Annotated in this window: 20 protein-coding genes, 1 other RNA gene and 2 pseudogenes; 15 read left to right on the forward strand and 8 right to left on the reverse strand. The window is 41.6% G+C overall.

All coding sequences use genetic code 11. From position 1 onward, the window contains the following. Nucleotides 1-238 precede the first annotated feature (238 nt). Together prpB and prpC are read left to right on the forward strand one after the other, a co-directional pair. Nucleotides 239-1,122: pseudogene (prpB, locus tag J502_RS08420) on the forward strand (methylisocitrate lyase). A gap of 4 nt (nt 1,123-1,126) precedes the next feature. Then, nucleotides 1,127-2,269 (forward strand): bifunctional 2-methylcitrate synthase/citrate synthase, encoded by a 1,143-nt coding sequence (prpC, locus tag J502_RS08425; protein ID WP_034683807.1) that lies wholly within the window; start codon nt 1,127-1,129, stop codon nt 2,267-2,269. Nucleotides 2,270-2,331: 62 nt separating this feature from the next. On the opposite strand, the gene J502_RS08430 is transcribed toward prpC, so the two are convergent. The 3 genes from J502_RS08430 to glnL form a co-directional block, all read right to left on the reverse strand. Continuing rightward, nucleotides 2,332-2,967 carry a hypothetical protein gene (locus tag J502_RS08430; RefSeq protein ID WP_034683809.1) on the reverse strand — a complete coding sequence of 212 codons (636 nt, stop codon included), beginning with the start codon at nt 2,965-2,967 and terminating at the stop codon, nt 2,332-2,334. 199 nt (nt 2,968-3,166) lie between these two features. Beyond that, nucleotides 3,167-4,642, reverse strand: coding sequence for a nitrogen regulation protein NR(I) (gene glnG / locus J502_RS08435; protein ID WP_034679903.1), 1,476 nt, complete (start codon nt 4,640-4,642; stop codon nt 3,167-3,169). Continuing rightward, nucleotides 4,629-5,738 carry a nitrogen regulation protein NR(II) gene (glnL, locus tag J502_RS08440; protein WP_005014623.1) on the reverse strand — a complete coding sequence of 370 codons (1,110 nt, stop codon included), beginning with the start codon at nt 5,736-5,738 and terminating at the stop codon, nt 4,629-4,631. The genes glnG and glnL overlap by 14 nt, the downstream gene beginning before the upstream one ends. Before the next feature lie 366 nt (nt 5,739-6,104). Here glnL and rimO point away from each other — a divergent pair, with 366 nt between their 5' ends. The 12 genes and pseudogenes from rimO (at nt 6,105) to lpxA (ending at nt 18,429) form a co-directional block, all read left to right on the forward strand. After that, on the forward strand, nt 6,105-7,448 hold the full coding sequence (rimO, locus tag J502_RS08445) for a 30S ribosomal protein S12 methylthiotransferase RimO (protein WP_034683811.1): 1,344 nt from the start codon (nt 6,105-6,107) through the stop codon (nt 7,446-7,448). 58 nt (nt 7,449-7,506) lie between these two features. Then, nucleotides 7,507-8,235 carry a UMP kinase gene (gene pyrH, locus J502_RS08450; protein WP_005014620.1) on the forward strand — a complete coding sequence of 243 codons (729 nt, stop codon included), beginning with the start codon at nt 7,507-7,509 and terminating at the stop codon, nt 8,233-8,235. Between the two features lie 77 nt (nt 8,236-8,312). Beyond that, nucleotides 8,313-8,867, forward strand: coding sequence for a ribosome recycling factor (frr, locus tag J502_RS08455; RefSeq protein ID WP_005014619.1), 555 nt, complete (start codon nt 8,313-8,315; stop codon nt 8,865-8,867). A 3-nt stretch (nt 8,868-8,870) separates the two neighbouring features. After that, on the forward strand, nt 8,871-9,620 hold the full coding sequence (gene uppS / locus J502_RS08460) for a polyprenyl diphosphate synthase (RefSeq protein ID WP_005014617.1): 750 nt from the start codon (nt 8,871-8,873) through the stop codon (nt 9,618-9,620). A 3-nt stretch (nt 9,621-9,623) separates the two neighbouring features. Then, nucleotides 9,624-10,448 carry a phosphatidate cytidylyltransferase gene (locus J502_RS08465; protein WP_005014616.1) on the forward strand — a complete coding sequence of 275 codons (825 nt, stop codon included), beginning with the start codon at nt 9,624-9,626 and terminating at the stop codon, nt 10,446-10,448. Then, nucleotides 10,449-11,645 carry a 1-deoxy-D-xylulose-5-phosphate reductoisomerase gene (gene ispC, locus J502_RS08470; RefSeq protein WP_005014615.1) on the forward strand — a complete coding sequence of 399 codons (1,197 nt, stop codon included), beginning with the start codon at nt 10,449-10,451 and terminating at the stop codon, nt 11,643-11,645. Between the two features lie 2 nt (nt 11,646-11,647). Next, nucleotides 11,648-13,003, forward strand: a complete 1,356-nt coding sequence (gene rseP, locus J502_RS08475) for an RIP metalloprotease RseP (RefSeq protein ID WP_005404177.1) — start codon at nt 11,648-11,650, stop codon at nt 13,001-13,003. A 24-nt stretch (nt 13,004-13,027) separates the two neighbouring features. After that, the gene (gene bamA, locus J502_RS08480) at nt 13,028-15,532 is read left to right on the forward strand and encodes an outer membrane protein assembly factor BamA (protein ID WP_005014612.1); all 2,505 of its coding nucleotides are present in this window, start codon (nt 13,028-13,030) and stop codon (nt 15,530-15,532) included. A gap of 46 nt (nt 15,533-15,578) precedes the next feature. Beyond that, nucleotides 15,579-16,076: pseudogene (locus J502_RS08485) on the forward strand (OmpH/Skp family outer membrane protein). A 3-nt stretch (nt 16,077-16,079) separates the two neighbouring features. Further along, the gene (gene lpxD, locus J502_RS08490) at nt 16,080-17,150 is read left to right on the forward strand and encodes a UDP-3-O-(3-hydroxymyristoyl)glucosamine N-acyltransferase (RefSeq protein WP_005014609.1); all 1,071 of its coding nucleotides are present in this window, start codon (nt 16,080-16,082) and stop codon (nt 17,148-17,150) included. Nucleotides 17,151-17,156: 6 nt separating this feature from the next. Continuing rightward, a complete protein-coding gene (gene fabZ / locus J502_RS08495) occupies nt 17,157-17,633 on the forward strand; it encodes a 3-hydroxyacyl-ACP dehydratase FabZ (protein WP_005405310.1) in 477 nt (158 codons plus the stop codon). A gap of 7 nt (nt 17,634-17,640) precedes the next feature. Then, entirely contained in the window at nt 17,641-18,429 is a 789-nt protein-coding gene (gene lpxA / locus J502_RS08500; RefSeq protein ID WP_034683812.1) for an acyl-ACP--UDP-N-acetylglucosamine O-acyltransferase, read from the forward strand. 80 nt (nt 18,430-18,509) lie between these two features. Here lpxA and J502_RS08505 read toward each other — a convergent pair whose 3' ends face one another. Continuing rightward, nucleotides 18,510-19,337 (reverse strand): YbgF trimerization domain-containing protein, encoded by an 828-nt coding sequence (locus tag J502_RS08505; RefSeq protein WP_228127189.1) that lies wholly within the window; start codon nt 19,335-19,337, stop codon nt 18,510-18,512. 335 nt (nt 19,338-19,672) lie between these two features. Between J502_RS08505 and ffs the strand changes: the two genes are divergently transcribed. Further along, nucleotides 19,673-19,769, forward strand: an RNA gene (gene ffs, locus J502_RS16430) — signal recognition particle sRNA small type. Nucleotides 19,770-19,778: 9 nt separating this feature from the next. On the opposite strand, the gene J502_RS08510 is transcribed toward ffs, so the two are convergent. The 4 genes from J502_RS08510 to J502_RS08525 form a co-directional block, all read right to left on the reverse strand. Next, nucleotides 19,779-20,264: a regulatory protein RecX gene (locus tag J502_RS08510; protein ID WP_005014602.1), complete on the reverse strand. Its 486-nt coding sequence runs from the start codon at nt 20,262-20,264 to the stop codon at nt 19,779-19,781. A 53-nt stretch (nt 20,265-20,317) separates the two neighbouring features. Next, nucleotides 20,318-21,364: a recombinase RecA gene (gene recA, locus J502_RS08515; protein ID WP_034683813.1), complete on the reverse strand. Its 1,047-nt coding sequence runs from the start codon at nt 21,362-21,364 to the stop codon at nt 20,318-20,320. Between the two features lie 148 nt (nt 21,365-21,512). Further along, entirely contained in the window at nt 21,513-21,953 is a 441-nt protein-coding gene (locus J502_RS08520) for an RNA-binding S4 domain-containing protein (protein ID WP_005014594.1), read from the reverse strand. After that, nucleotides 21,937-22,623, reverse strand: coding sequence for an HAD-IA family hydrolase (locus J502_RS08525; protein WP_005014592.1), 687 nt, complete (start codon nt 22,621-22,623; stop codon nt 21,937-21,939). The genes J502_RS08520 and J502_RS08525 overlap by 17 nt, the downstream gene beginning before the upstream one ends. Nucleotides 22,624-22,757 lie beyond the last annotated feature (134 nt).

A 22,757-nucleotide genomic window follows, 5' to 3' on the forward strand; every position in this document is an offset into this window, starting at 1 on the left:
AAAGGAAGATAACAATAAGTTTAAAATAGTATAGCAAAACTATGCGCTAATTTCTGTAACGCTGTGTGGTCTCAAAAGCTTAATGTCAGTCATAATTTAATAAACAAAAAAATGAAAATGGATTCATTTTTCTTTGACTAAAGTTTTAGAGTCTGTATTCTAAAAGGCCATACCGGTTTAAAAGATTAAACCTTATACTGAAAATTCAATAACGATAGAAAGAACTGTGGAAGAGATCATGACACAACAAATGTCTGCAGGTTTAAGATTTAGACAAGCATTGGAAGCAGAGAAACCGCTACAGATCATGGGCACAGTGAACGCCTATGCAGCCATGCTGGCAACCCAGGTAGGCTATAAAGCAATATATTTATCAGGTGCAGGTGTTGCGAACTATTCATACGGTTTACCTGATCTGGGCATGACCAGTCTAGATAATGTTCTAGAAGATGTATGCCGTATTACTGAACGTGTAGATACGCCACTTTTGGTCGATATCGATACCGGCTGGGGCGGCGCTTTTAATATCGCCCGTAGTGTCAAGCAAATGATCCGTGCTGGTGCAGCAGCAGTACATATTGAGGATCAGGTTGCCCAAAAACGTTGTGGACACCGTCCAAATAAAGAAATTGTGTACAGCAGGAAATGGTTGACCGTATTAAAGCTGCAGCCGATGCAAAAATTGACCCCAATTTTGTCTTGATGGCACGAACCGATGCGCTGCAAAAAGAAGGCCTGCAGGCAGTAATTGACCGGGCCTGTGCTTGTATTGAAGCAGGTGCAGATGCAATTTTTGCCGAAGCCATGACCGATATTACCATGTACCGCACTGTATGCGATGCTGTGGGTGTGCCAGTGCTTGCCAATATAACCGAGTTTGGTGATACGCCGTATTATACAACGGAAGAGCTGGCTGAGCAGGGCATTCGTATGGTGCTGTATCCGCTTTCTGCAACACGCGCCATGCAAAAAGCAGCGCTTGAAGTGATGCGCTCCGTTCGTGAACAAGGTACACAGGTGCATGTTTTAGATAAGATGCAACCACGAAAAGAACTTTACGAATTTTTAGATTATCACTCTTTTGAAAATACCTTAGACAAACTCTTCAAGCAGGAGAATTAAAACAATGGCTGAAGGAAAAGTACTGACAGGCGCTGGACTGCGCGGACAGGTTGCTGGTAAAACTGCACTTTCAACTGTAGGAAAAAGTGGAGCAGGCCTGACTTATCGTGGTTATGACGTACAGGATCTGGCAGAAAACTGTCAGTTTGAAGAAGTAGCTTATCTGATTTTCTTTGGTGAGTTGCCGACTGCTGAGCAGCTGGCTTCTTACAAGGCGAAGTTAAAGTCTTTGCGCCAACTGCCCCAAGCTTTAAAAGAAGTACTGGAACGTATCCCGGCTGATTCACATCCGATGGATGTTATGCGTACTGGTGTTTCAATGCTGGGAAATCTGGAAACAGAAGAATCATTTGACCAGCAGCAGGATATCGCGGACCGTATCCTGGCGACTTTACCAGCAATTATCTGCTATTGGTATCGTTATAGTCATGATGGTGTACGTATTGAAGAAAGTACTGATGATGATTCTATTGGTGCACAGTTCCTGCATTTGTTACATGGTAAAAAACCCAATGAACTGCATGAACAGGTGATGAATGTATCGCTCATTCTGTATGCAGAGCATGAATTCAATGCTTCAACTTTTACTGCACGTGTCTGCGCTTCTACTTTATCTGATATGCACTCGTGCATTACTGGCGCAATTGGTTCATTACGTGGTCCGTTGCATGGTGGCGCCAATGAAGCCGCTATGGATATGATTGAAAACTGGCAGTCTCCAGAAGAAGCTGAGCGTGAGATGCTGGGTATGCTGGAACGTAAAGAAAAAATCATGGGCTTTGGTCATGCCATCTATAAAGATAACGATCCGCGTAATGGGATTATTAAAGTCTGGTCTGAGCGTCTTGCGAAAGATGTCGGAGATACTGTTCTATATCCGGTATCGGTACGTTGTGAAGAAGTCATGTGGCGCGAGAAAAAGCTATTCTGTAATGCGGATTTCTTCCATGCCTCTGCTTATCATTTTATGGGTATTCCAACAAAGCTGTTTACACCGATTTTTGTAATGAGCCGTGTTACTGGCTGGGGGGCTCATGTGGTGGGGGAGCGGGCAGATAACCGTATTATTTGCCCCAGCGCTGATTATATCGGTCATGAACTGCGTAAAGTTATACCTATTGCTGAGCGTAGCAAGCAGTCTGCTTAATACTGAAATATAAAAAGCAGAGGCATAATGCCTCTGCTTTTTTATGAAGTATAAATTTAGCGTTATATTTTACTTTTTACTGTTAAAGAAATCGGGTCTTCAGTGGTATAGCCCGTTTCTTCAGGAAATGCCAGATAACGTACTGTTACCAAGACTTGGTTTTGTGCAGGAATATAATATGCTTGTTTGACTGAAAGTGAAGGTTTATAGCTGACAGCCTGCTGTAGCTGACTGTTGAACCATATAGAACTCACTTTATATTGATAAGTGTATTGAGGTACTTTGAGAGTTTTATCTATCCAAATTGCTGGCACATTCGTTTGCTGTTTTTTTAAAATATGAATATTAAAAATTTTGGGAGTAATAAGCTGTAAAGGTTGAAGTCGTTGTTTTATTTTATTGAGCTCAGGCTGAAGTACATCGATTGACTGGTCATAATCAATCTTCCGGGTGCGTTGATTAATGTATAAAGAATTTACTTTAAACAGCTTGGGTGGTTGATTAGCTTTATAAAACTGATAGTAATAAAGTTGCGGCAGGCGGCCACGTCCATCTTCATAATGGCGTATCAAATAAACTTTTTTGTCGGTAGGTTCATACCCTAAAAATTCAATATACTGCCCACCACCAACTGTAGCATGACTGATCATAGGTATAGCTATACATAAAGGTATAGTAAATAAAATAGGCTTTAACATAGCTTTTGTCCTACCAGATAGTCATAAGCTATAAATGCCATAAACTGGTAAATTTTTAAAGAAGACTTTTACATGGGGACTATCAGCAATAAAACAGATTTTTACTTATTCTTTTAATTATTCCAAGCTGGTTATGAGCAATAAAAAGTAAATAATTTCAATAGCACTTTAAAAAAGTGCTATTGATAACAGGAAGAAGTTAATCTTCAATTTCTTCTTCGATCTCATCGTCGGCTGTACTCATACCCAGTTCTTTAAGTTTACGAGTCAGCGTGTTACGACCCCAGCCTAAAAGCTCGGCAGCATGACGTTTACGTCCACGAGTTTGTTGCAGTGCTGCCTGAATCAAAGTACGTTCAAACAGGGGTGTGGCAATATCCAGAATTTTCATTTCACCATTTTGCAGTTTCTGAATCGCCCACTGACCTAACAGTTCATCCCACTGCTGGCTGGAGGCACGCTGTATGCTAGGAGATGAAATGGAGGCGTCTTCAGCCCTCTGGATGGGTATCTGTTTAAGTTCTGGAGGAAGATCTTCTGGATAAATTTCTCGGCCAGTAATCATGACCGTTAGCCAGCGGCAGGGATTTTCAAGTTGACGTACATTACCCGGCCAAGGAAGTTGCTGCATATACTGTACGGTTTCCTGTCGCAGTATTTTTGGGCTAACTCCCAGTTCTTTACCTGCACGCGCCAAGAAATGCTGAGCCAGCATTGGAATATCTTCACTACGGTGCGCAAGTTTAGGAATATGAATCCGAATAACATTTAAACGGTGAAATAAGTCTTCACGGAAACGGCCATCGTGAACCAGTTTTTCCAAATCCTGATGAGTTGCAGTCACAATACGGACATCAACTTTTACTGATATATGTCCACCCACCCGATAAAATTCGCCATCGGCCAATACCCGTAAAAGGCGGGTTTGTGTTTCAAAAGGCATATCTCCAATTTCATCAAGAAAAAGAGTTCCGCCATTGGCCTGTTCAAAACGTCCCTGACGCTGACTGTTTGCACCGGTAAAAGCACCCTTTTCATGACCGAACAGTTCAGTTTCAATCAGATCTTTTGGAATAGCCGCCATATTCAGGGCAATAAATGGTTTGTTTTTTCGTGGTGAATGCTTGTGTAAAGCATGTGCTACCAGCTCTTTGCCTGTACCCGATTCACCATTGATTAAGACAGTAATATGAGACTGTGTTAAACGGCCAATTGCACGGAATACTTCCTGCATCGCCGGCGATTCACCTATTATTTCGGTTGACTGGATAGGAGCAGTGACTCGGGATTCCTGTTGCTGCAATTTACTGATATGCAAAATTGCACGCTGTACCAGAGCCAAGGCTTCATCGATATCGAAAGGTTTGGGTAAATATTCAAAAGCACCTGTCTGGTAACTTGATACTGCAGATTCAAGGTCAGAATGTGCAGTCATAATAATGACTGGTAAATCGGGGTTACTCTGTTTGACTTTGCTTAGAAAGGTGAGCCCGTCAATACCAGGCATGCGTATGTCGGTTAAAATAACATCTGGTGGTGCCAGCATAAGCTGATCCAGGGCAGACTGGGCCTCTTCAAAGCTTGTTACCTCGAAACCTTCTTCTTTGAAAGTTTTTTCCAGTACCCAGCGCATGGTGCGGTCATCATCAATAACCCAGATTTTATTTTGCGGCATGGTTTAACTCCCAAGGTAAATATAAGCTGAATATGGTTTGTCCTGGAACAGACTGGCATTCAATCATGCCGTTATGCTGGTGCATAATGTTCTGTGCAATGCTTAAACCTAGTCCAGTGCCTTTGGCACGTCCGGTAACAAGTGGATAAAAAACAGATTCCTGTATCTCTTCTGGAACACCTGGTCCATTATCTTCAATATCTATACGTATAGCAGAGCGATGTAATAATCCATTAATTGTCACCAGTCGCTGTATGCGTGTTCTAAAAATAAGTTCAGGCCGGTGATGCACAAAAAAATCCCTGTTTTCTGATATTGCCTGTACTGCATTTGCACCAATATTGAGCATAACTTGGATTAATTGATCGCGGTCAGCATGAACTTCAGGTAAGGACAAATCATAATCCCGCACAATCTTGATTTTATTTTTAGTTTGATTGGCAATTAATGAGCGTACACGTTCTAATGGTTCATGAATGTTGACATTTTCATAGCTTGGTAGCTGACGCGAACCCAGCATGATATCTGCCAGATTTCTAAGCCGGTCTACTTCATTAATAATAATATCGGTAAATTCTGCATATTGCGGGTCATTCAGGCTGCGTGCCAGTAGCTGGGTGGCCCCTCTGATACCTGCCAGCGGATTTTTTATTTCATGTGCTACACCACGGATCAATTGCCGTGCGACCTGATGCTGCTGAATAAAGTTCTCTTCTTTGGAAATTTTGAGCATGCGGTCAATCGGATTAATCTCGATTATGAGCAGGGGGTGATAGGATTTACCCGAATTTAGCTCTGAAACGGTATAATCTACATGAATATCCTTAAAATTGACGCTAACAATTGCCTCACGGCGGGTATAAGGCTGGCCTGTTTTAAAAGTGTTGAGCAGTGCTTCTTCTGTATTAAAAGTATCATCCGGTGTTTGCAGTAAATTAATAACAGGAAGGCCACTTGCACGTAACAGGCTAATATCAAACAGTGCTTCACAAGAAGAATTCAGGTAGAAAATATCGAGATTGCTATCGACAAGTAAAATTGCTGTAGTCAAGTGGTCTACAAGTAAACGATAGTCAATTTCTGTATATTGCTCCATTATTTGATCATTCCTGTATTAAAATAGCGCAAAGCTTTCTTCATAAAACTCTTTCATGACTTCATTTAAGTAAAATTAAGCAAAATATAAGCCAACTCTAAAAGATTTGAAAATTTTTTAGTTTATGAGGGCTAATAATTTGAAATATATAATTAAATTTTTAAATTTAAAAACATAAAAAATACTTAAATTATAAAATGTCTACTTATTTAAGTAAAAAATATTATGAACCAAATTGGTGCAACTATAACATTTATATATAATGTTGGATGTATATTGGTGCATTGCATAAAGAGTCGGGATTTAACCTATGCTTGGAACAAGAAAAGACATACAATACGCGCATTCTAGTGGAGCGCAGGATTCATGAAGTCCCCCAAAGTCGGTTTTGTTTCTTTAGGTTGTCCTAAGGCATTGGTAGATTCTGAACGAATCTTAACTCAGTTGAAAACTGAAGGTTATCAAGTAGCATCAGATTACGATGGTGCTGATTTAGTTGTTGTAAATACCTGTGGTTTTATCGAATCGGCAGTACAAGAATCCTTGGATGCGATTGGCGAAGCCATGAGTGAAAATGGCCGGGTCATTGTAACCGGTTGTCTTGGAAAAGATGAAGACAAGATTCGCCAAATGCACCCGAATGTCCTGAAAGTGACTGGTGCAGCAGCGTATGAAGATGTTATGTCTGCAGTACATCAGTATGTACCGGCACCACCCAAGCATAATCCTTTTATTGATCTGGTTCCTGAACAGGGCGTTCGTCTGACCCCTAAACATTATGCATATTTAAAAATATCAGAAGGGTGTAATCATCGTTGTACATTCTGCATTATTCCAAGTATGCGCGGTGATCTGGTTTCACGTCCGGTTGGTTCTGTGCTTGAAGAAGCTGCTGCACTTAAGCGTGCCGGTGTAAGAGAAATTCTGGTCATTTCTCAGGATACTTCAGCCTATGGTGTCGATACCAAGTATAAGCTTGATTTCTGGAATGGACAGCCGGTAAAAACCAAATTCTTTGACATGTGTGAAGCACTAGGGCAACTGGGAATTTGGGTGCGTCTGCATTATGTCTACCCTTACCCACATGTGGATGCTGTTATTGACTTAATGGCGCAAGGTAAGATCTTATCTTATCTGGATATCCCATTCCAACATGCCAGTCCGCGTATTCTGAAGTTGATGAAACGTCCCGCGCATAGTGAAAATACGCTAGAACGCTTAAAAGTATGGCGAGAAAAATGTCCTGATCTCGTGATTCGTTCGACATTTGTAGTAGGTTTCCCCGGTGAAACTGAAGAAGATTTTCAAATTTTGCTGGAATGGCTCAAAGAAGCTCAGCTTGACCGTGTAGGCTGCTTTACCTATTCACCTGTAGAAGGTGCAACTGCAAATGATCTGCCAGATCATGTGCCAGAAGAAGTAAAGCAGGAGCGTTATGAGCGTTTTATGCAGGTACAGCAGGAAATTTCAGCTGCAAAACTGCAAAAGCGTATTGGTCAAACTATGACGGTGCTAGTTGATAATCTGGAAGAAGAATTTCCAGTTGCTGTTGCCCGCTCTTATGCTGATGCGCCAGAAATTGATGGTAATGTATTTGTAGAAGATATTGATAAGAGCCAGATCAAGTCCGGCGATCTGCTTGAGGTGGAAATTACAGATGCAGATGAATATGACCTGTTTGCAAAGCTGATCCGTATCAAGTCGGTTTAAACACAGTAGCTTAATATACAAAAAAGAATTTAATTTTAAACCGATTTGGAGTGAAATTATGGCAGATAGTAATAGCCCGCGTTATTCACGCATCCTGCTTAAATTGTCAGGTGAAGCCCTGTCAGGTAATAAAGACATGGGTATCGATGCGAATGTGCTTGATCAAATGTCTTTATCTATTGCGCACTTGGTAGGTCTGGGCGTACAGGTAGGTATTGTGGTAGGTGGCGGCAATCTTTATCGTGGAAGTCAGCTGCAAAAAGATGGTTTGGTAGGTCGTGTAACAGGGGACCAAATGGGCATGCTGGCTACAGTGATGAATGGCCTGGCCCTACGTGATGCTCTGGTGCGCCGTAACATCAAAACCCGGTTAATGTCAGCATTACCGATTGGTACGGTGGTTGAGTCTTACTCTAGTCGTGATGCGATTCGTCATCTGGGCCAGAACGAAGTATGTGTATTTGTAGCAGGTACAGGTAACCCATTCTTTACAACTGATACAGCGGCTTGCCTGCGTGGTATTGAAATTGAGGCTAACCTGATTCTAAAAGCTACTAAAGTTGATGGGGTTTATAATAAAGACCCAAGCAAATATGATGATGCGGTCCGTTATGATCATTTAACTTTTGATCAGGTATTGGATGAGAAGCTAGGTGTGATGGATTTAACAGCAATCTGTCTATGCCGTGATCACAATGTACCGTTACAAGTATTTGATATGAATAAGTCAGGTGCTTTACTTTCAGTGGTAATGGGTGAAAAAGAAGGTACGCACGTTACGAACTAATGTACGTGTGACCTAAAGCTCTTTATACTATTGCTATTTATACTCCTTTGATTCTATTAAAGTAAGGAAAATCACATATGATTAACGACCTTAAAAAAGACAGCGAACAGCGTATGCAAAAGTCCCTGGAGTCTTTGGAACAGGGTTTTGCTAAAGTCCGTACTGGCCGTGCCCATCCGTCTATCTTAAATGGCGTTATGGTTCCTTACTATGGTTCTGATGTACCATTAAACCAGGTTGCAAACGTTGGTGTTGAAGATTCCCGTACTCTGGTGGTTCAGCCTTTTGAACGTACGATGGTCTCTGCAATTGATAAGGCAATTCGTGAAAGTGATTTGGGTCTGAACCCGATTACTGCAGATGCTATTCGTGTTCCAATGCCTGCACTGACTGAAGAAACCCGTCGTGATATGCAGAAGGTTGCGCGTACAGAAGCTGAAAATGCTAAAGTTGCTATCCGTAATATTCGACGTGACGTTCTAGGTGATATCAAGGCATTATTGAAAGAAAAAGAAATTTCTGAAGATGATGAGCGCCGTGCTGGTGAAGAGATCCAGAAAATTACTGACAAATATGTTGCTGAAGTTGATAAACGTTTGGCCGCCAAAGAAGCTGAATTGATGAAGGTCTAATTCATGACCGCATCCGAAGAGAAACATCTTCCTGAGCATGTTGCCATCATTATGGATGGCAACAACCGCTTTGCTAAAAAGAATCAGATGCAAAAAGGTGAAGGACATCGTGAAGGTAAAAATGTCCTCGATCCTATTGTTGAGTGCTGTGTAGAACAGGGTGTAAAAGCTTTAACTGTTTTTGCGTTTTCAAGTGAAAACTGGAATCGCCCGCAGTTTGAGGTCGAGTTGCTCATGTCTCTTCTTGAAGAGACAATTCATGACCAGATGCCACGGATGGAAAAGTTCGATATCTGTCTGCGTTTTATCGGAGATCGCTCACGGTTACCTGCACATTTGCGTGAATTAATGTTGCAAGCTGAACAAAGGACTGCTAATTTCAGCACAATGACGCTTGTTATTGCTGTCAGTTATGGTGGTATGTGGGATATTGCAGAAGCTGCAAAGCAGATTGCTCAAGATGCAGTAAACCAGAAAATCCAGATTGAAGATATTAATGTTGATTTGTTCGGACAGTACGCCTCGCTTGGAGATTTACCTCCTGTTGATCTGCTGATTCGTACCGGCGGAGATTATCGGCTTTCGAATTTCCTGCTTTGGCAGGCTGCTTATGCCGAGCTATATTTCACCCCGACGCTATGGCCTGAATTTACCGTAAATGAGTTCAACCACGCGCTCAACATTTTTAATAGCCGTGAACGGCGCTTTGGCAAAACTTCAGAGCAAATCCAACAAAAGAAACTTGAGAATTAATAAATGTTAGAGCGGATAATTACCGCATTGGTGTTGGTAGCAGTAGTACTGAGCTGCATGTTTGCTACCCAGTCAGATTATCCAATGTTAGGGCTTATGGTGTTGGCAGCGGGGGTCGCAGGATATGAGTGGTTTAAGCTCATGCCCAGAACTACAAAATATGTGATAAAACCGATTGCTTGGTCCTATGGTGTTCTCAGTGCCGCCATCTCGGCTCTGGTTCTCTATTTAAATGATATTGCCCTGTTACTGTGGGCTGCCTCTATTTTAACCTGGATTTTTAGTATTTACTGGGTAAAGTCATACCCTGAATACGATAACTGGTACAATGCTACACTTAAGGGTATTGGTATTATTCTTATATGTGCGGCAGTTACAGCAATTTTTGCAGTCTGGCATAGCTCACCTTGGTGGCTGATGTATCTGTTTCTGCTGGTCTGGGGTGCAGACAGTGGTGCTTACTTTGTTGGTCGTAAGTTTGGACGAAAAAAACTGGCCCCCTCGGTTAGCCCAAATAAATCGGTAGAAGGCCTATATGGCGGAGTAAGCGTAGCCGCTATTATTATCGTTGTGGTGGCATGGATCTATCTCGATCTTACACTGATTCAATATCTGCTCTTCATTATACTTTCTGTAGCTACGGTACTAGGTTCAGTACTGGGTGATCTTTTTGAGTCCATGATTAAACGCCGCGCAGGCATTAAAGATTCCGGTCGTGTTCTTCCAGGACATGGCGGTGTACTCGATCGTATTGACTCTCTACTGGCCGCTGCACCTATATTTGCAGCGGGTATGTATCTGTTAAAACTTATTGGTGTAGATTTATAGATGTCACAATCTGTTTGTATATTGGGTGTTACAGGCTCTATTGGTCAGAGTACTTTAAAAATATTGGAGCAGCATCCAGATCAATATTCGGTGTTTGCAGTAAGTGCTTATAGCCGTATAGATGAGCTTGCCCAGATATGCAGACAATATCAGCCTAAAATAGCTGTAGTGCCCGCTGACCGTGTGGATCAGCTTAGCCGGCATTTAAAGGATTTGCAGCTCAGCCATATTCAAATCTTGAGTGATGAGGCAGGCCTTATAGCCGTAGCTAAACATCCGGAAGTTGATGTGGTAATGGCAGCAATTGTCGGAGCAGCCGGGCTTTTACCGACTTTATCCGCTGTTAAAGCAGGTAAGCGAGTACTGCTAGCCAATAAAGAAGCACTCGTTATGTCCGGTGATATTATGATGCGTGCAGCGCGAGATCATCATGCTTTACTTTTGCCGGTAGACTCTGAGCATAATGCCATTTTTCAATGTTTGCCTCATGACTATATGAATGCTGATGCGCATGGCAAACCTGTAAAAGGGGTGTCGCGTATTTTGCTTACTGCATCAGGTGGCCCATTCCGTCAGCATAGTCTTCAACAGTTGCATGAAGTCACTCCACAGCAGGCCTGTAAGCATCCAAACTGGTCAATGGGACAAAAAATTTCAGTTGATTCAGCTACCCTAATGAATAAGGGGCTGGAATTAATTGAAGCCTGTCATCTATTTTCAATTGCTGAGCACTTTGTGACAGTTGTGGTTCATCCGGAAAGTATTATTCATTCCATGGTGCAATATGTAGATGGTTCAACTTTGGCACAAATGGGGAATCCGGATATGTGCACACCGATTGCTCATGCATTAGCTTGGCCTGAGCGTATACAGACTCATGTACCTGCACTTGACTTGTTTGCACAGCAGCAATTGAATTTTCAGGAACCGGATATCGTACGTTTCCCCGCGTTAAAGCTCGCAAGAGAAGCAATGAAAGCGGGAGGCGTAGCCCCTGCAATTTTAAATGCAGCCAATGAAGTGGCAGTCGCAGCTTTTTTAAAAGAACAAATCCGTTTTACTCATATTGCTGAAATAGTTGAGCAGACCTTAAATACCGTTCACAATAGGTCTGCAGAACAGCTTGAGACCATACTTGAGGCTGATACGCAAGCGCGTGAAGCTGCATTTGACTCTATTGGAAAAATGAGAAGCTGATGATGAATGCTTTGTTTATGATTGTCGCAGCCATACTTTTACTCGGACCGCTGATTGCAATTCATGAGTTTGGACACTATTTTGTGGCACGTAAACTGGGTGTAAAAGTTCAGGTTTATTCGATTGGCTTTGGGCCAACCCTGATCAAGTGGAAATCAAAAAAATCAGGTATTCAGTATCAGCTTTCAGCCTTGCCTTTTGGTGGCTACGTCAAAATGCTGGATGAGCGTGAAGGAAATGTTGCTGAAGAAGACTTGCCGCAGGCATTTAACCGCCAGTCTCCCTGGAAGCGTATTGCTATTGTTGCGGCGGGGCCGCTCATTAATCTGGTATTTGCGATTGTACTTTTCTGGATTTTATTCCTGCCTTCACAAGAGCAGTTAAATACACGTGTAGGCAAGATTTTTCCCGGTACCCCCGCTGCAGCTGTGCAAATGCAGACCGGTGACAAAATTACTGCTATAGACGGCACACCAGTGAGCACTTGGGAAAAATTAAATTACGCTATAGTAGATCGTGCTGGTGAAACTGGAGTGATTCAGGTTCAGGTTGAACGGCAGGGACAATTACAACAGTTTAGTCTACCAATACAGAATTTCCTAAAAGATCAAAGTAAATCTCCTTTGGAAACTTTGGGTTTTATTCCTTATCGTCCACAGATTCCGGCAGTGGTGACCAAGCTGAGCGAAGATGGTGCAGCGATACGTCAGGGAATAAAGGAAGGTGACAAGATTGTTGCAATTGATGGCGTAAAAATGAAGGACTGGTTCGATGTAGTTGAAATCGTGCAAGCATCACCAGAGAAGCTTCTAAAGATAGATGTATTGCGTAATGGCGAAATCAGGCAGCTTGATGTGATGCCACAAGGGCAACGAGACAATATGGGAAATGTCATTGGCATGCTGGGAGTACAAAGTACGCCAGGTAAAGTTACAATTCCTGACGAATATAAACAAACAATTCAATATAATCCTGCACAAGCTTTAATGATGGCAGTAGATAAAACTGGTCAAATCTCCGGGATGATTTTGAACTCGATGGCTAAAATGGTTCGAGGGCTGATCGGTCTGGATAATTTGTCTGGTCCAATTACAATTGCCAAGGTGGCAGGCCAAAGTGCCGAGATGGGATGGCAAACTTTTATTTCTTTTATGGCTTTAATGAGTATAAGCTTGGGAATTTTAAATCTGCTTCCAATACCAATGCTTGATGGCGGACATTTAGTCTATTATTTTATTGAAGCGATTCGTGGTAAGCCCGTTTCTGAACAAATACAAATATTTGGTTTGAAAATTGGTATGGTACTGCTCGGTAGTATGATGCTCCTGGCATTATTTAATGATTTTATGCGTTTATGACGTAGATGATGGAATAAACTAACTATGCGGCACACACATCTATTTATGCCTCTAGCTCTTGTTAGCGCTATGGCAGCAGTACAACAAGTATATGCAGCAGACGAGTTCATTGCTCGTGATATAAAAATACAGGGACTTGTACGTCTGTCGCCTGCAAGTGTCTCTACCATGTTACCCATTAACAGTGGTGATCGGGTAGATGATGCAGCGATTTCAAATGCTGTACGGGCACTTTATGCTACCGGCCTGTTTGATGATATTAAAGCTTCCAAAGAAAATGACATACTGGTATTTAATGTGGTCGAGAGACCAATTATTTCTAAAGTAGAGTTTCAGGGTAATAAGCTGATTCCAAAAGAAGCACTGGAAGATGGCTTAAAAAGAATGGGCGTGGCTGAAGGAGAAGTATTTAAGAAGTCTGCAATTCAGACAATTGAAACTGAACTTGAGCAGCAGTACACCCAGCAAGGCCGTTATGATGCAGATGTACGTGTACAGACTATTGCCCGTCCAAATAACCGTGTAGACCTGAAACTTGAGTTCGTTGAAGGCACTGCAGCAAAAGTGGTTGATATCAATATCATTGGTAATACCGTTTTTAAAGAAGACGAGATCAAACAGGTTTTTGCAGTACGTGAAAGCAGCTGGAGCTCAATTGTTACACGTAATGACCGTTATGCACGTGAGAAAATGGCTGCAAGTTTGGAAGCTTTACGCGCTCTATATCTGAATCGTGGTTATATCAATTTTAAAATCAATAACTCTAACCTGAACTTGAGTGAAGATAAAAAACATATCTTTATTGAAGTTTCTGTAGATGAAGGCGAGCAGTTTAAATTTGGCCAGACCAAGTTCTTGGGCGATGCGCTTTATAGTCCTGATGAACTCAAAGCACTAAAAATCTATAAAGATGGCGATACATATTCACAAGAAAAAGTAGATGCAGTCAAACAACTATTACTTCGTAAGTATGGTAATGCTGGTTACTACTTTGCCGAAGTGAATGTTGCACCGCAAATTAATAATGAAACTGGTATCGTAGATTTAAACTACTATATTAATCCAGGCCAGCAGGTTACTGTACGGCGTATTAACTTCTCCGGTAACAGTAAAACAGCAGATGAAGTACTGCGTCGCGAGATGCGTCAGATGGAAGGCGCATTAGCAAGTAATGAAAAAATTGATCTTTCTAAAGTACGCCTTGAACGTACCGGATTCTTCGAGAATGTTACGATTAAGCCGGCACGTATACCGGGTGCACCGGATCAGATTGACTTAAATGTCGATGTAAAAGAACAGCACTCTGGTACTAGTACACTAGCAGTTGGCTATTCACAAAGTGGCGGTATTACGTTCCAGGCCGGTTTAAGCCAAACTAACTTTTTAGGTACGGGTAACCGTGTATCTATCGACCTGTCCCGTTCGGAAACTCAAGATTACTATAATCTGAGCGTAACTGATCCATACTTTACCATTGATGGCGTCAGCCGCGGTTATAACCTGTATTATCGTAAAACCAAACTTGATGATGACTATAACGTCAATAACTATGTAACTGATAGTTATGGTGGAAGCCTGAGTTTTGGATATCCGATTGATGAAAACCAGAACCTGAGTGCTTCTTTAAATATTGATAATACAGAAGTAACTACAGGACCATACGTTTCTACTTATGTTCGTGATTATCTGCTTGCCAATGGGGGTAAAACTCTAGATACCACCCAATATTGTCTTGTTGATCGTGTAAAAGATGAAGCCACGGGGGCTTATAACTGTCCTGAGGGTCAACTTTCAGATCCTTATGGAAATAAGTTTGGGGGTGAATTCCTGACCTATAACCTAAATTTAGGCTGGTCTTATAATACTTTGAACCGTCCTGTATTCCCAACCAATGGTATGTCGCATCGTATTAATGCTGAAATTGCACTTCCAGGCAGTGATGTGGAATATCAGAAATTGACTTATGATGCCCAGGCATTCTTCCCGTTAGGTAAGGATTTTACTTTACGTACCTATGGTAAGCTTGGCTATGGTAATGACTTACCATTTTATAAAAACTTCTATGCGGGTGGTTATGGTTCGGTCCGTGGTTATGACGTAAGTACTTTGGGTCCTAAATATCCGGGTGTAACCTATTCTGAAACTAAAGTAGAAGATCCGTCTCCTGAAGAAGTCGGGGGTAATGCTTTAGTACAGTTTGGTACTGAACTGGCATTGCCACTTCCATTTAAAGGCGACTGGACCCGCCAGGTGCGGCCTGTAATCTTTGCTGAAGGCGCACAGGTATTTGATACACAATGTGACGTTTCAAACTCAACCATTTTCTATAAAGGGCAAAGTTTAGACAGCAAAAAATACTGTGAAGATAACTTTGGCTTTGATTTGGGCGAAATGCGTTATAGTGTGGGTGTAGGCTTTACTTGGATTACCATGATTGGTCCTATTTCGCTCAGCTATGCATATCCTCTAAATGATAAAGAGGGTGACGAGACCCAAGCTGTACAATTTGAAATTGGCCGTACTTTCTAAGTACGGTTTGATACTAACTACATTAAATATGACAGGGATGTTCTACATGAAAATAATAAGACCACTGGTGGTAAGTTTAGGCCTGAGTCTGGCTGGTCTTACTCATGCGGCAGGATATGGGGTGATTGATCTGGAGCGTATTGTTGAAAACAGTACCTATCTGAAGCAGCAAAATGCCAGCTTGAGCCAGTCAGTCAAACCTTCTAGCACCCGTCTGGAACAGATTGGTAAAGAGATTGAAGCTTTACGCCAGAAAGCACAAAATAATAATAAAATCAGCGAGACTGAAGCACAGAAACTAAGTGCGCAGTATCAAGCTAAAATGGGCTAATTTAATACACTGCAGCAATCTTTACAGACACAAGTGCAGAATACACTTCAAACTATGAATAGAACCTTTGAGGCTCGTGTCAAACAGGCTGCTGAACAATTGCGCCAAGAAAATAACCTTGATCTTGTTTTGAATAAAAACTCGGCACTTGCCTATGACCCTAAACAGGATTTAACTGATAAAATGATTCAAAAGGTCAATGCAATTAAATAATCAATGAAACAACAACGTTATCGTCTGGAAGAGCTGGCTCATCTGGTACAGGGGCAGCTTGTCGGACAACCGCAATTCGAATTGCAAGGGCTTGCCAGTCTGGAAAATGCCCAGAATAATCAGATTGCTTTTGTAAACGGGCATAAATATCTTGAGCAGGCACGTTCTTCCAAGGCGGGCGTGCTGATTACCACTGCAGAGCTACAGGCACAGCTTCCAGAGCATCAGAATTTCTTGATTGTGCCTAATCCCTATCTAGCTTTTGCCATCTTAACCCATGCTTTTGAGAGAAAAACAAAAGCAGTAGGTATTGAAAATACGGCTCAGATTCACTCTTCCGCAATTATATCTGATACGGCTTATATAGGTCATTATGTGGTTATTGGTGAGGACTGTGTAATAGGTGATCATACAGTTATACAGTCACATGCAAAGATTGATGATGGTGTGGAAATTGGCAAGCAATGTTTTATTGACTCCCATGTGACCATTACCGGTGAATCTAAAATTGCTGACCGTGTCAGAATTCATGCTAATACTGTTATTGGCAGTGAAGGTTTCGGCTTTGCACCTTATCAGGGAAAATGGCACCGAATTGTACAGCTAGGCTCAGTTCATATAGGGAATGATGTGCGGATCGGTTCAAATTGCAGTATCGATCGGGGCGCACTTGACGATACAGTTATAGAGGAAGGTGTAGTTATTGATAACCTTGTGCAAATTGCACATAACGTTCATATTGGTGCACATACTGCAATTGCGGCCAAATGTGGTATTGCAGGAAGTACCCGAATTGGCAAAAACTGTATACTGGCTGGAGCATGTGGGGTAGTAGGACACCTGACTATTACTGATAATGTGACTCTGACGGGAATGTCAATGGTCACAAAAAATATTTCTGAGCCTGGAACGTATTCTTCAGGTACAGGTATTTTTGAAAATAATCATTGGAAACGTACAGTTGTACGGCTAAGACAATTAGCAGATGTGCCATTGACCCAACTGACCAAACGACTTGATCATATGCAATCTCAAATTGAGTCTCTTGAATCAACTTTTAAATTGCGTAAATAGAATATGATGACCGAGTCTAAAATCCCAGCATTTGCTGTGCCTGAATTACCAATGCACATTCAAACCATCCGCGAATATCTTCCACACCGTTATCCTTTTCTGCTAGTAGACCGGATTACTGAGGTGACAGAAAATGGAATTGTCGGATATAAAAATGTATCGATTAATGAAGAATTTCTCCAGGGACATTTTCCTAACTATCCACTTATGCCGGGGGTACTGATTGTAGAGGCACTCGCTCAAGTATCTGGTATTCTTGGCTTTATCATGAATGAACAAAAGCCATCAGAAGGTTCTCTGTTTCTTTTTGCAGGAGCTGAGAAAGTAAGATTTAAAAAACAGGTGGTTGCGGGTGACCAACTCGTATTAAAATCAGAGTTGGTAATGCAAAGACGCGGCATTTATAAATATCAATGTACTGCCAGCGTCGATGGTATAGTAGCAACTACAGCGGAAATTATGGTTTCGCATCAGCAAGTATAGAGCAGGCATGAGCAATAACGACTTCATTCATTCTACCGCTATTATTGACTCATCTGCAGTAATTGCTCCAGATGTACAGATTGGACCTTATTGTATTGTTGGTCCAAATGTGACTATTGGAGCTGGTACAAAACTCCACTCACATGTTGTAGTGGGGGGCTTTACCCGAATTGGCGAGCAGAATGAAATATTTCAGTTTGCCAGTGTCGGAGAAATATGTCAGGACCTGAAGTATGCAGGTGAAGAAACTTGGCTTGAGATTGGGAATCATAACTCGATTCGTGAACATTGCAGTTTACATCGGGGGACTGTTCAAGATAAAAGTTTGACTAAAATCGGTGATCATAATCTGTTGATGGTGAACACCCATGTTGCTCACGACTGTGTTATTGGTGATCATAATATTTTTGCAAATAATGTAGGAGTAGCAGGTCACGTTCATATCGGTGACTTTGTAATTGTTGGTGGAAACTCTGGTATCCATCAGTTCTGCAAAATTGATTCTTATAGCATGATTGGCGGCGCATCGCTTATTTTAAAAGATGTGCCTGCATATGTAATGGTATCAGGTAATCCTGCACATGCATTCGGTATGAACGTTGAAGGTATGCGACGTAAAGGCTGGTCAAAGAGTGTAATTCAAGGGCTTAGAGAAGCTTTTAAGCTGATCTATAAAGCCAGTCTGACGACAGAGCAGGCTATTGAGAAAATTCGTGCAGAAATTCTTCCTGAAGTTAGTGAAGTACAATTATTGATTGATTCACTGGAACAGTCAAAGCGTGGTATTGTGCGCTAAGCATGAGCTGTTATAAAAAAAGACACCAAGTGGTGTCTTTTTTTATAAGCTGGTTTAGCTAATTTAGCTAAAATAATTTTCTATGATTTAAAATAGCCTGCTTCTTCAGATTTTGGATAGGTGCTAATGAGTTTGTTTTTAAATCGGTTAGCAGAAGCAGTATCTTTATCGACATCCTTGGCAATGCTGTAGAGTTGATACAACGCTCGTGAGGCTTTGGCTGAGGTCGGGTATTGGTCTGCTACTATGGCATAGTTTTTCTTGGCTTCTTTATAATTTGGCGGCTCTACTGCCAGATTAAACTCAGCCAGCCAGAAGTAAGCATTTCCCGTATAAATACTGTTTGGATGGTTCTTGATAAAATTCTGCATTGGGGCTATAGCTTTCTTGGCACCGCCCTGTTTGTATGCATCCAGAGCGACTGTATAAGCTGCTTTTTCTAAGTCGCTCGGTGCCTGAGTAGAACTATTACCTTGAGGCAAATTGCTAGAAGTACTATTAGATGCGATAGGGCTTACTGGAGTAGCAGTTGCTGGTTGAGCCTGTGTTTCTTCACTACTTGTCTCTTCATTTGCATTAGCGCTTTCAGGGTCAATTTTTTGAAGTAATAGTTCAATACGCTGATCAAGATCTGTATAACGATTTGTTAACTCTTTTTTGAGCTGGTCAATTTCATTTGCTTGTTCTTCAAGCTGACCACGTAAAGTACGTATATCATTTTCCAGATTCTGGTTTTTCTGTACCAAATCCCAAGTCGGATTACTGTTGACAGTTGGTGTGGCAGTAGAAGAAGTACTGTTATAGCTAGAGGATTGCGAGAGGCCTCTCGATTCAATTGGAACGGCTGCGTACAGTTGAGTTGTACAAAGCAGGGCAATGAAAAGAAGGGAATGCTTATTGAGCATAATTTTGGTCCATCATATCGAGTGATTGGTCATCACTTTATTGTCTTGTCCAGCTAGGATCTAAAAATATCTAGCTGAAGTTCTACAGTATGCAGTCATTAAAAACGGCTGGCTCAAGAATTGCAATAACTCTTTACAATGTTCAGGCATATTTGGCGAGCATGAGCTTTTCCGGCTAACCTATAATATTAATAGTTATACCTGTAAATGAGTTTCATTGTTTAAATCTTTAAGATCGTTGAGGAAATAATCAATTGAACGCTCAAGGTGCGAAAATAAGGAGCAGAGACTTGCAACTTGGTTAAAAAACTCTATACTTGGTTTTGCAATGGTAGCCCCGCTGGTAGCCTCGCAATTGTACTCTGTGAACCCCGCCAGGACCGGAAGGTAGCAACGGTAGCAGATCTATGATGTGCCGAAGTTTTGCTAGTGGGGTTGCCACCACTATTCTTCATCAGCCATTCGGTTGACTGCTTTCATAATTGCTTCCATTTCAAAACCACGATATTGTAAAAAGCGGATCTGTTTTGCTTTGAGTTTTGGTTCCTTTTCAACCTCAAAACCAAATTTTTTCACTTTCAGACGATAAGCTTGCTCCGCCCAGTCTATATCAGATAAATCATCTTGAATTAATTCAGTATCCAGCTGCTTGGTTTTAAGAGCCAGTTTAATTCGATTCGGGCCTTTGCCTTTGCGTAATTGACTTGATAGCATCGCTTCAGCTACCCGCTGGTCACTTTGATAAGAGTTTTCACTCAGTTCTTCAACTAATGTTCTTACTTCATCTGGATTCTCTGCATAGAGACAAAGTTTTTCAATCAGTTCGCCTTTTGAATATTCGCGTTTAGTCAGTAGGGCAAAAGCATAAGAGCGTAAACGTATTCCGGTTAAAGGTTTTCGTTGAGTTTGCTGATTTCTTTGCTTAAACATGCAGTCCTTCCTTAAATGGAAAAACGCCCCGTAGGGCGTTTCTTTCAGTTCAATTAACTTTCTAGGAAGTCCGGGACTTCTTCTGCTTCATCTTCTGCCAGCGGCGCATTATTAGTAGTTAAGAGCAGCTCACGAATAAGACGCTCAACTTCTACTGCCAGCTCCGGATTTTCTTCCAGATGGCGAATCACATTATTCTTGCCTTGGCCAATTTTATTACCTTGGTAGGAGTACCATGCACCAGCTTTCTGGATGATTTCTTGCTGAACGGCTAAATCAATCAACTCGCCGAGATGGTTAACCCCTTTGCCATAAAGAATCTGAAATAGTGCTTCTTTAAATGGAGGCGCCATTTTATTCTTGACGACTTTAACTTTGGTTTCAGAGCCAATAATTTCATCGCCTTCTTTTACCTGACCGATACGACGAATATCCAGACGGACTGATGCATAGAATTTTAATGCATTACCACCAGTTGTGGTCTCAGGACTACCAAACATTACACCGATTTTCATACGAATCTGGTTAATGAAGATTACCATACAGTTAGAACGCTTAGCATTACCGGTAATCTTACGCAGTGCCTGGCTCATCAGTCGAGCTTGCAGCCCCATGTGTGAATCACCCATTTCGCCTTCAATCTCGGCACGTGGGGTCAAGGCAGCAACGGAGTCGACTACGATCAGGTCAATTGCTCCCGAGCGTACCAGCATGTCTGCAATTTCTAATGCCTGTTCACCATTATCTGGCTGGGAAACCAGCAGGTTATCAATATCTACGCCAAGTTTACGTGCATACTGCGGGTCAAGTGCATGCTCTGCATCAATAAACGCACAAGTACCACCAGCCTCCTGACACTGGGCAATTGCCTGCAATGTCATAGTAGTTTTACCTGAGGACTCAGGACCGTAAATTTCAACAATACGACCCTTAGGCAAACCGCCAATACCCAGCGCAATATCTAATGTTAAAGAACCGGTTGATACAGCTTCTACTGCCTGCACGGTATTATCACCCAAGCGCATTACCGTATTTTTACCAAACTGTTTCTCAATTTGGCTTAATGCGGCATTGAGCGCTTTGCTTTTGTTCTCATCCATCTCACAACCTCAAAACTTTCGTAATATCACTATTCACTCAAGTGGATGTATCAAAGTAAAAACTTGTTTCCACCAGATTATAGTGACAGATTTATAATGACGTTTCTATGTGTTTTCCGGTCTGGGCGACACAATATGACGTGTAATTTTAACCATCATTATATGACCAGGAGTGGTCATTCTGATGATCATTTCCTTGTTTAAACTTGTTGATATCGCGACGATCTTTTTTGCTCGGACGATGATCTGGTCGTGCTAGATTATGCAATTTTCGTTGCGATGCAATCAATTCACGACGAGCGATACTTACGGGTGTTTCTTCATAAAGCATCTGGGCAACTGGTGCAGGACCACGAATGTTTGACAGGGCTTTAATAGTTACGGTTTTACGGTCAAATCCTTGCTGAATGGTTAACTCCATTCCTATCCGTATTTCCTTGGAGACTTTTACCCGTTCACCCTCATGGTGGACTTTACCACCTTCAATGGCTGCTTTCGCAACTGAGCGGGTTTTAAAAAAACGCGCTGCCCATAGCCATTTGTCTACGCGCATGCTTTCAACGGCAACATCTTCATGCTGTTTTAACATTGATTTCCTTGTAAGCAGTTTCTGAAATAAAAGGAAAGAGTTCAATTAAATTATCTATGGCAGGATAACCTAGTTGTTCTTGCAGGCGAGGTGCTTGCAAACTTGAAGGTTGAAGAATAGTGAACAGGTTTTTAATTCCAAATTGCTTGGCACTGTGTAAGACCTGAGCTGTATCATCAATCAATACGGCCTGTTCCGGATTGAAAGAATGCTGTTGCTGCAGGTGCTTCCAGAATGCTAGAGTTTCTTTAGGATAGCCAATCTGTTCACTGCTGATGATTAAATCAAAATGAGGGCGCAGTGGTATATTTTCAAGTTTTAATTCTAGGCTTTTACAGTCAGCATTGGTGACTAGCCAGCAGACATGCCCAGCAGCCTTTAGCTGCTCTAAAAGCTCTAAACTCCCAGCTCTGAGACAAATTTTACTTTCATGGTTTTGCTGCATTTTTAGTATATTGATACCAGTTTGTAGGCTCCAGAATGCAGAAGAATACCAGCTCAAAGTGTGTTTATGATCTAGATAAAGCTGCTGTAGATATTGATGGCTTTTCTCTAAGGAGTAGCCATGAAACTGGGCATAGTGCTCAGGCAAGCATTGATTCCAGATATAGTCGTCAAAAGCCAGATCCAACAGTGTGCCGTCCATATCAAACATTATTGGTTTAAGCATAGTTGTCCTGAATAAAGTTATTTTTTCCTCAAAATTATAACTTAAATACAAATAATTTTTATTTAAGCTGACTTAATTAGCTAAGATTTTAAAATATATAATTTTTGAATTTATCTTCTAATAAAAAATATTAA

Source organism: Acinetobacter sp. 1294596 (assembly GCF_000582925.1).
GTDB classification, from domain to species: domain Bacteria; phylum Pseudomonadota; class Gammaproteobacteria; order Pseudomonadales; family Moraxellaceae; genus Acinetobacter; species Acinetobacter radioresistens.

What these genes read in the sequence shown, in the direction of transcription:
- prpC (WP_034683807.1), top strand. Translation starts at nt 1,127, where the DNA reads ATGGCTGAAGGAAAAGTACTGACAGGCGCTGGACTGCGCGGACAGGTT.
- J502_RS08430 (WP_034683809.1), bottom strand. Translation starts at nt 2,967, where the DNA reads ATGTTAAAGCCTATTTTATTTACTATACCTTTATGTATAGCTATACCT.
- glnG (WP_034679903.1), bottom strand. Translation starts at nt 4,642, where the DNA reads ATGCCGCAAAATAAAATCTGGGTTATTGATGATGACCGCACCATGCGC.
- glnL (WP_005014623.1), bottom strand. Translation starts at nt 5,738, where the DNA reads ATGGAGCAATATACAGAAATTGACTATCGTTTACTTGTAGACCACTTG.
- rimO (WP_034683811.1), top strand. Translation starts at nt 6,105, where the DNA reads ATGAAGTCCCCCAAAGTCGGTTTTGTTTCTTTAGGTTGTCCTAAGGCA.
- pyrH (WP_005014620.1), top strand. Translation starts at nt 7,507, where the DNA reads ATGGCAGATAGTAATAGCCCGCGTTATTCACGCATCCTGCTTAAATTG.
- frr (WP_005014619.1), top strand. Translation starts at nt 8,313, where the DNA reads ATGATTAACGACCTTAAAAAAGACAGCGAACAGCGTATGCAAAAGTCC.
- uppS (WP_005014617.1), top strand. Translation starts at nt 8,871, where the DNA reads ATGACCGCATCCGAAGAGAAACATCTTCCTGAGCATGTTGCCATCATT.
- J502_RS08465 (WP_005014616.1), top strand. Translation starts at nt 9,624, where the DNA reads ATGTTAGAGCGGATAATTACCGCATTGGTGTTGGTAGCAGTAGTACTG.
- ispC (WP_005014615.1), top strand. Translation starts at nt 10,449, where the DNA reads ATGTCACAATCTGTTTGTATATTGGGTGTTACAGGCTCTATTGGTCAG.
- rseP (WP_005404177.1), top strand. Translation starts at nt 11,648, where the DNA reads ATGAATGCTTTGTTTATGATTGTCGCAGCCATACTTTTACTCGGACCG.
- bamA (WP_005014612.1), top strand. Translation starts at nt 13,028, where the DNA reads ATGCGGCACACACATCTATTTATGCCTCTAGCTCTTGTTAGCGCTATG.
- lpxD (WP_005014609.1), top strand. Translation starts at nt 16,080, where the DNA reads ATGAAACAACAACGTTATCGTCTGGAAGAGCTGGCTCATCTGGTACAG.
- fabZ (WP_005405310.1), top strand. Translation starts at nt 17,157, where the DNA reads ATGACCGAGTCTAAAATCCCAGCATTTGCTGTGCCTGAATTACCAATG.
- lpxA (WP_034683812.1), top strand. Translation starts at nt 17,641, where the DNA reads ATGAGCAATAACGACTTCATTCATTCTACCGCTATTATTGACTCATCT.
- J502_RS08510 (WP_005014602.1), bottom strand. Translation starts at nt 20,264, where the DNA reads ATGTTTAAGCAAAGAAATCAGCAAACTCAACGAAAACCTTTAACCGGA.
- recA (WP_034683813.1), bottom strand. Translation starts at nt 21,364, where the DNA reads ATGGATGAGAACAAAAGCAAAGCGCTCAATGCCGCATTAAGCCAAATT.
- J502_RS08520 (WP_005014594.1), bottom strand. Translation starts at nt 21,953, where the DNA reads ATGTTAAAACAGCATGAAGATGTTGCCGTTGAAAGCATGCGCGTAGAC.
- J502_RS08525 (WP_005014592.1), bottom strand. Translation starts at nt 22,623, where the DNA reads ATGCTTAAACCAATAATGTTTGATATGGACGGCACACTGTTGGATCTG.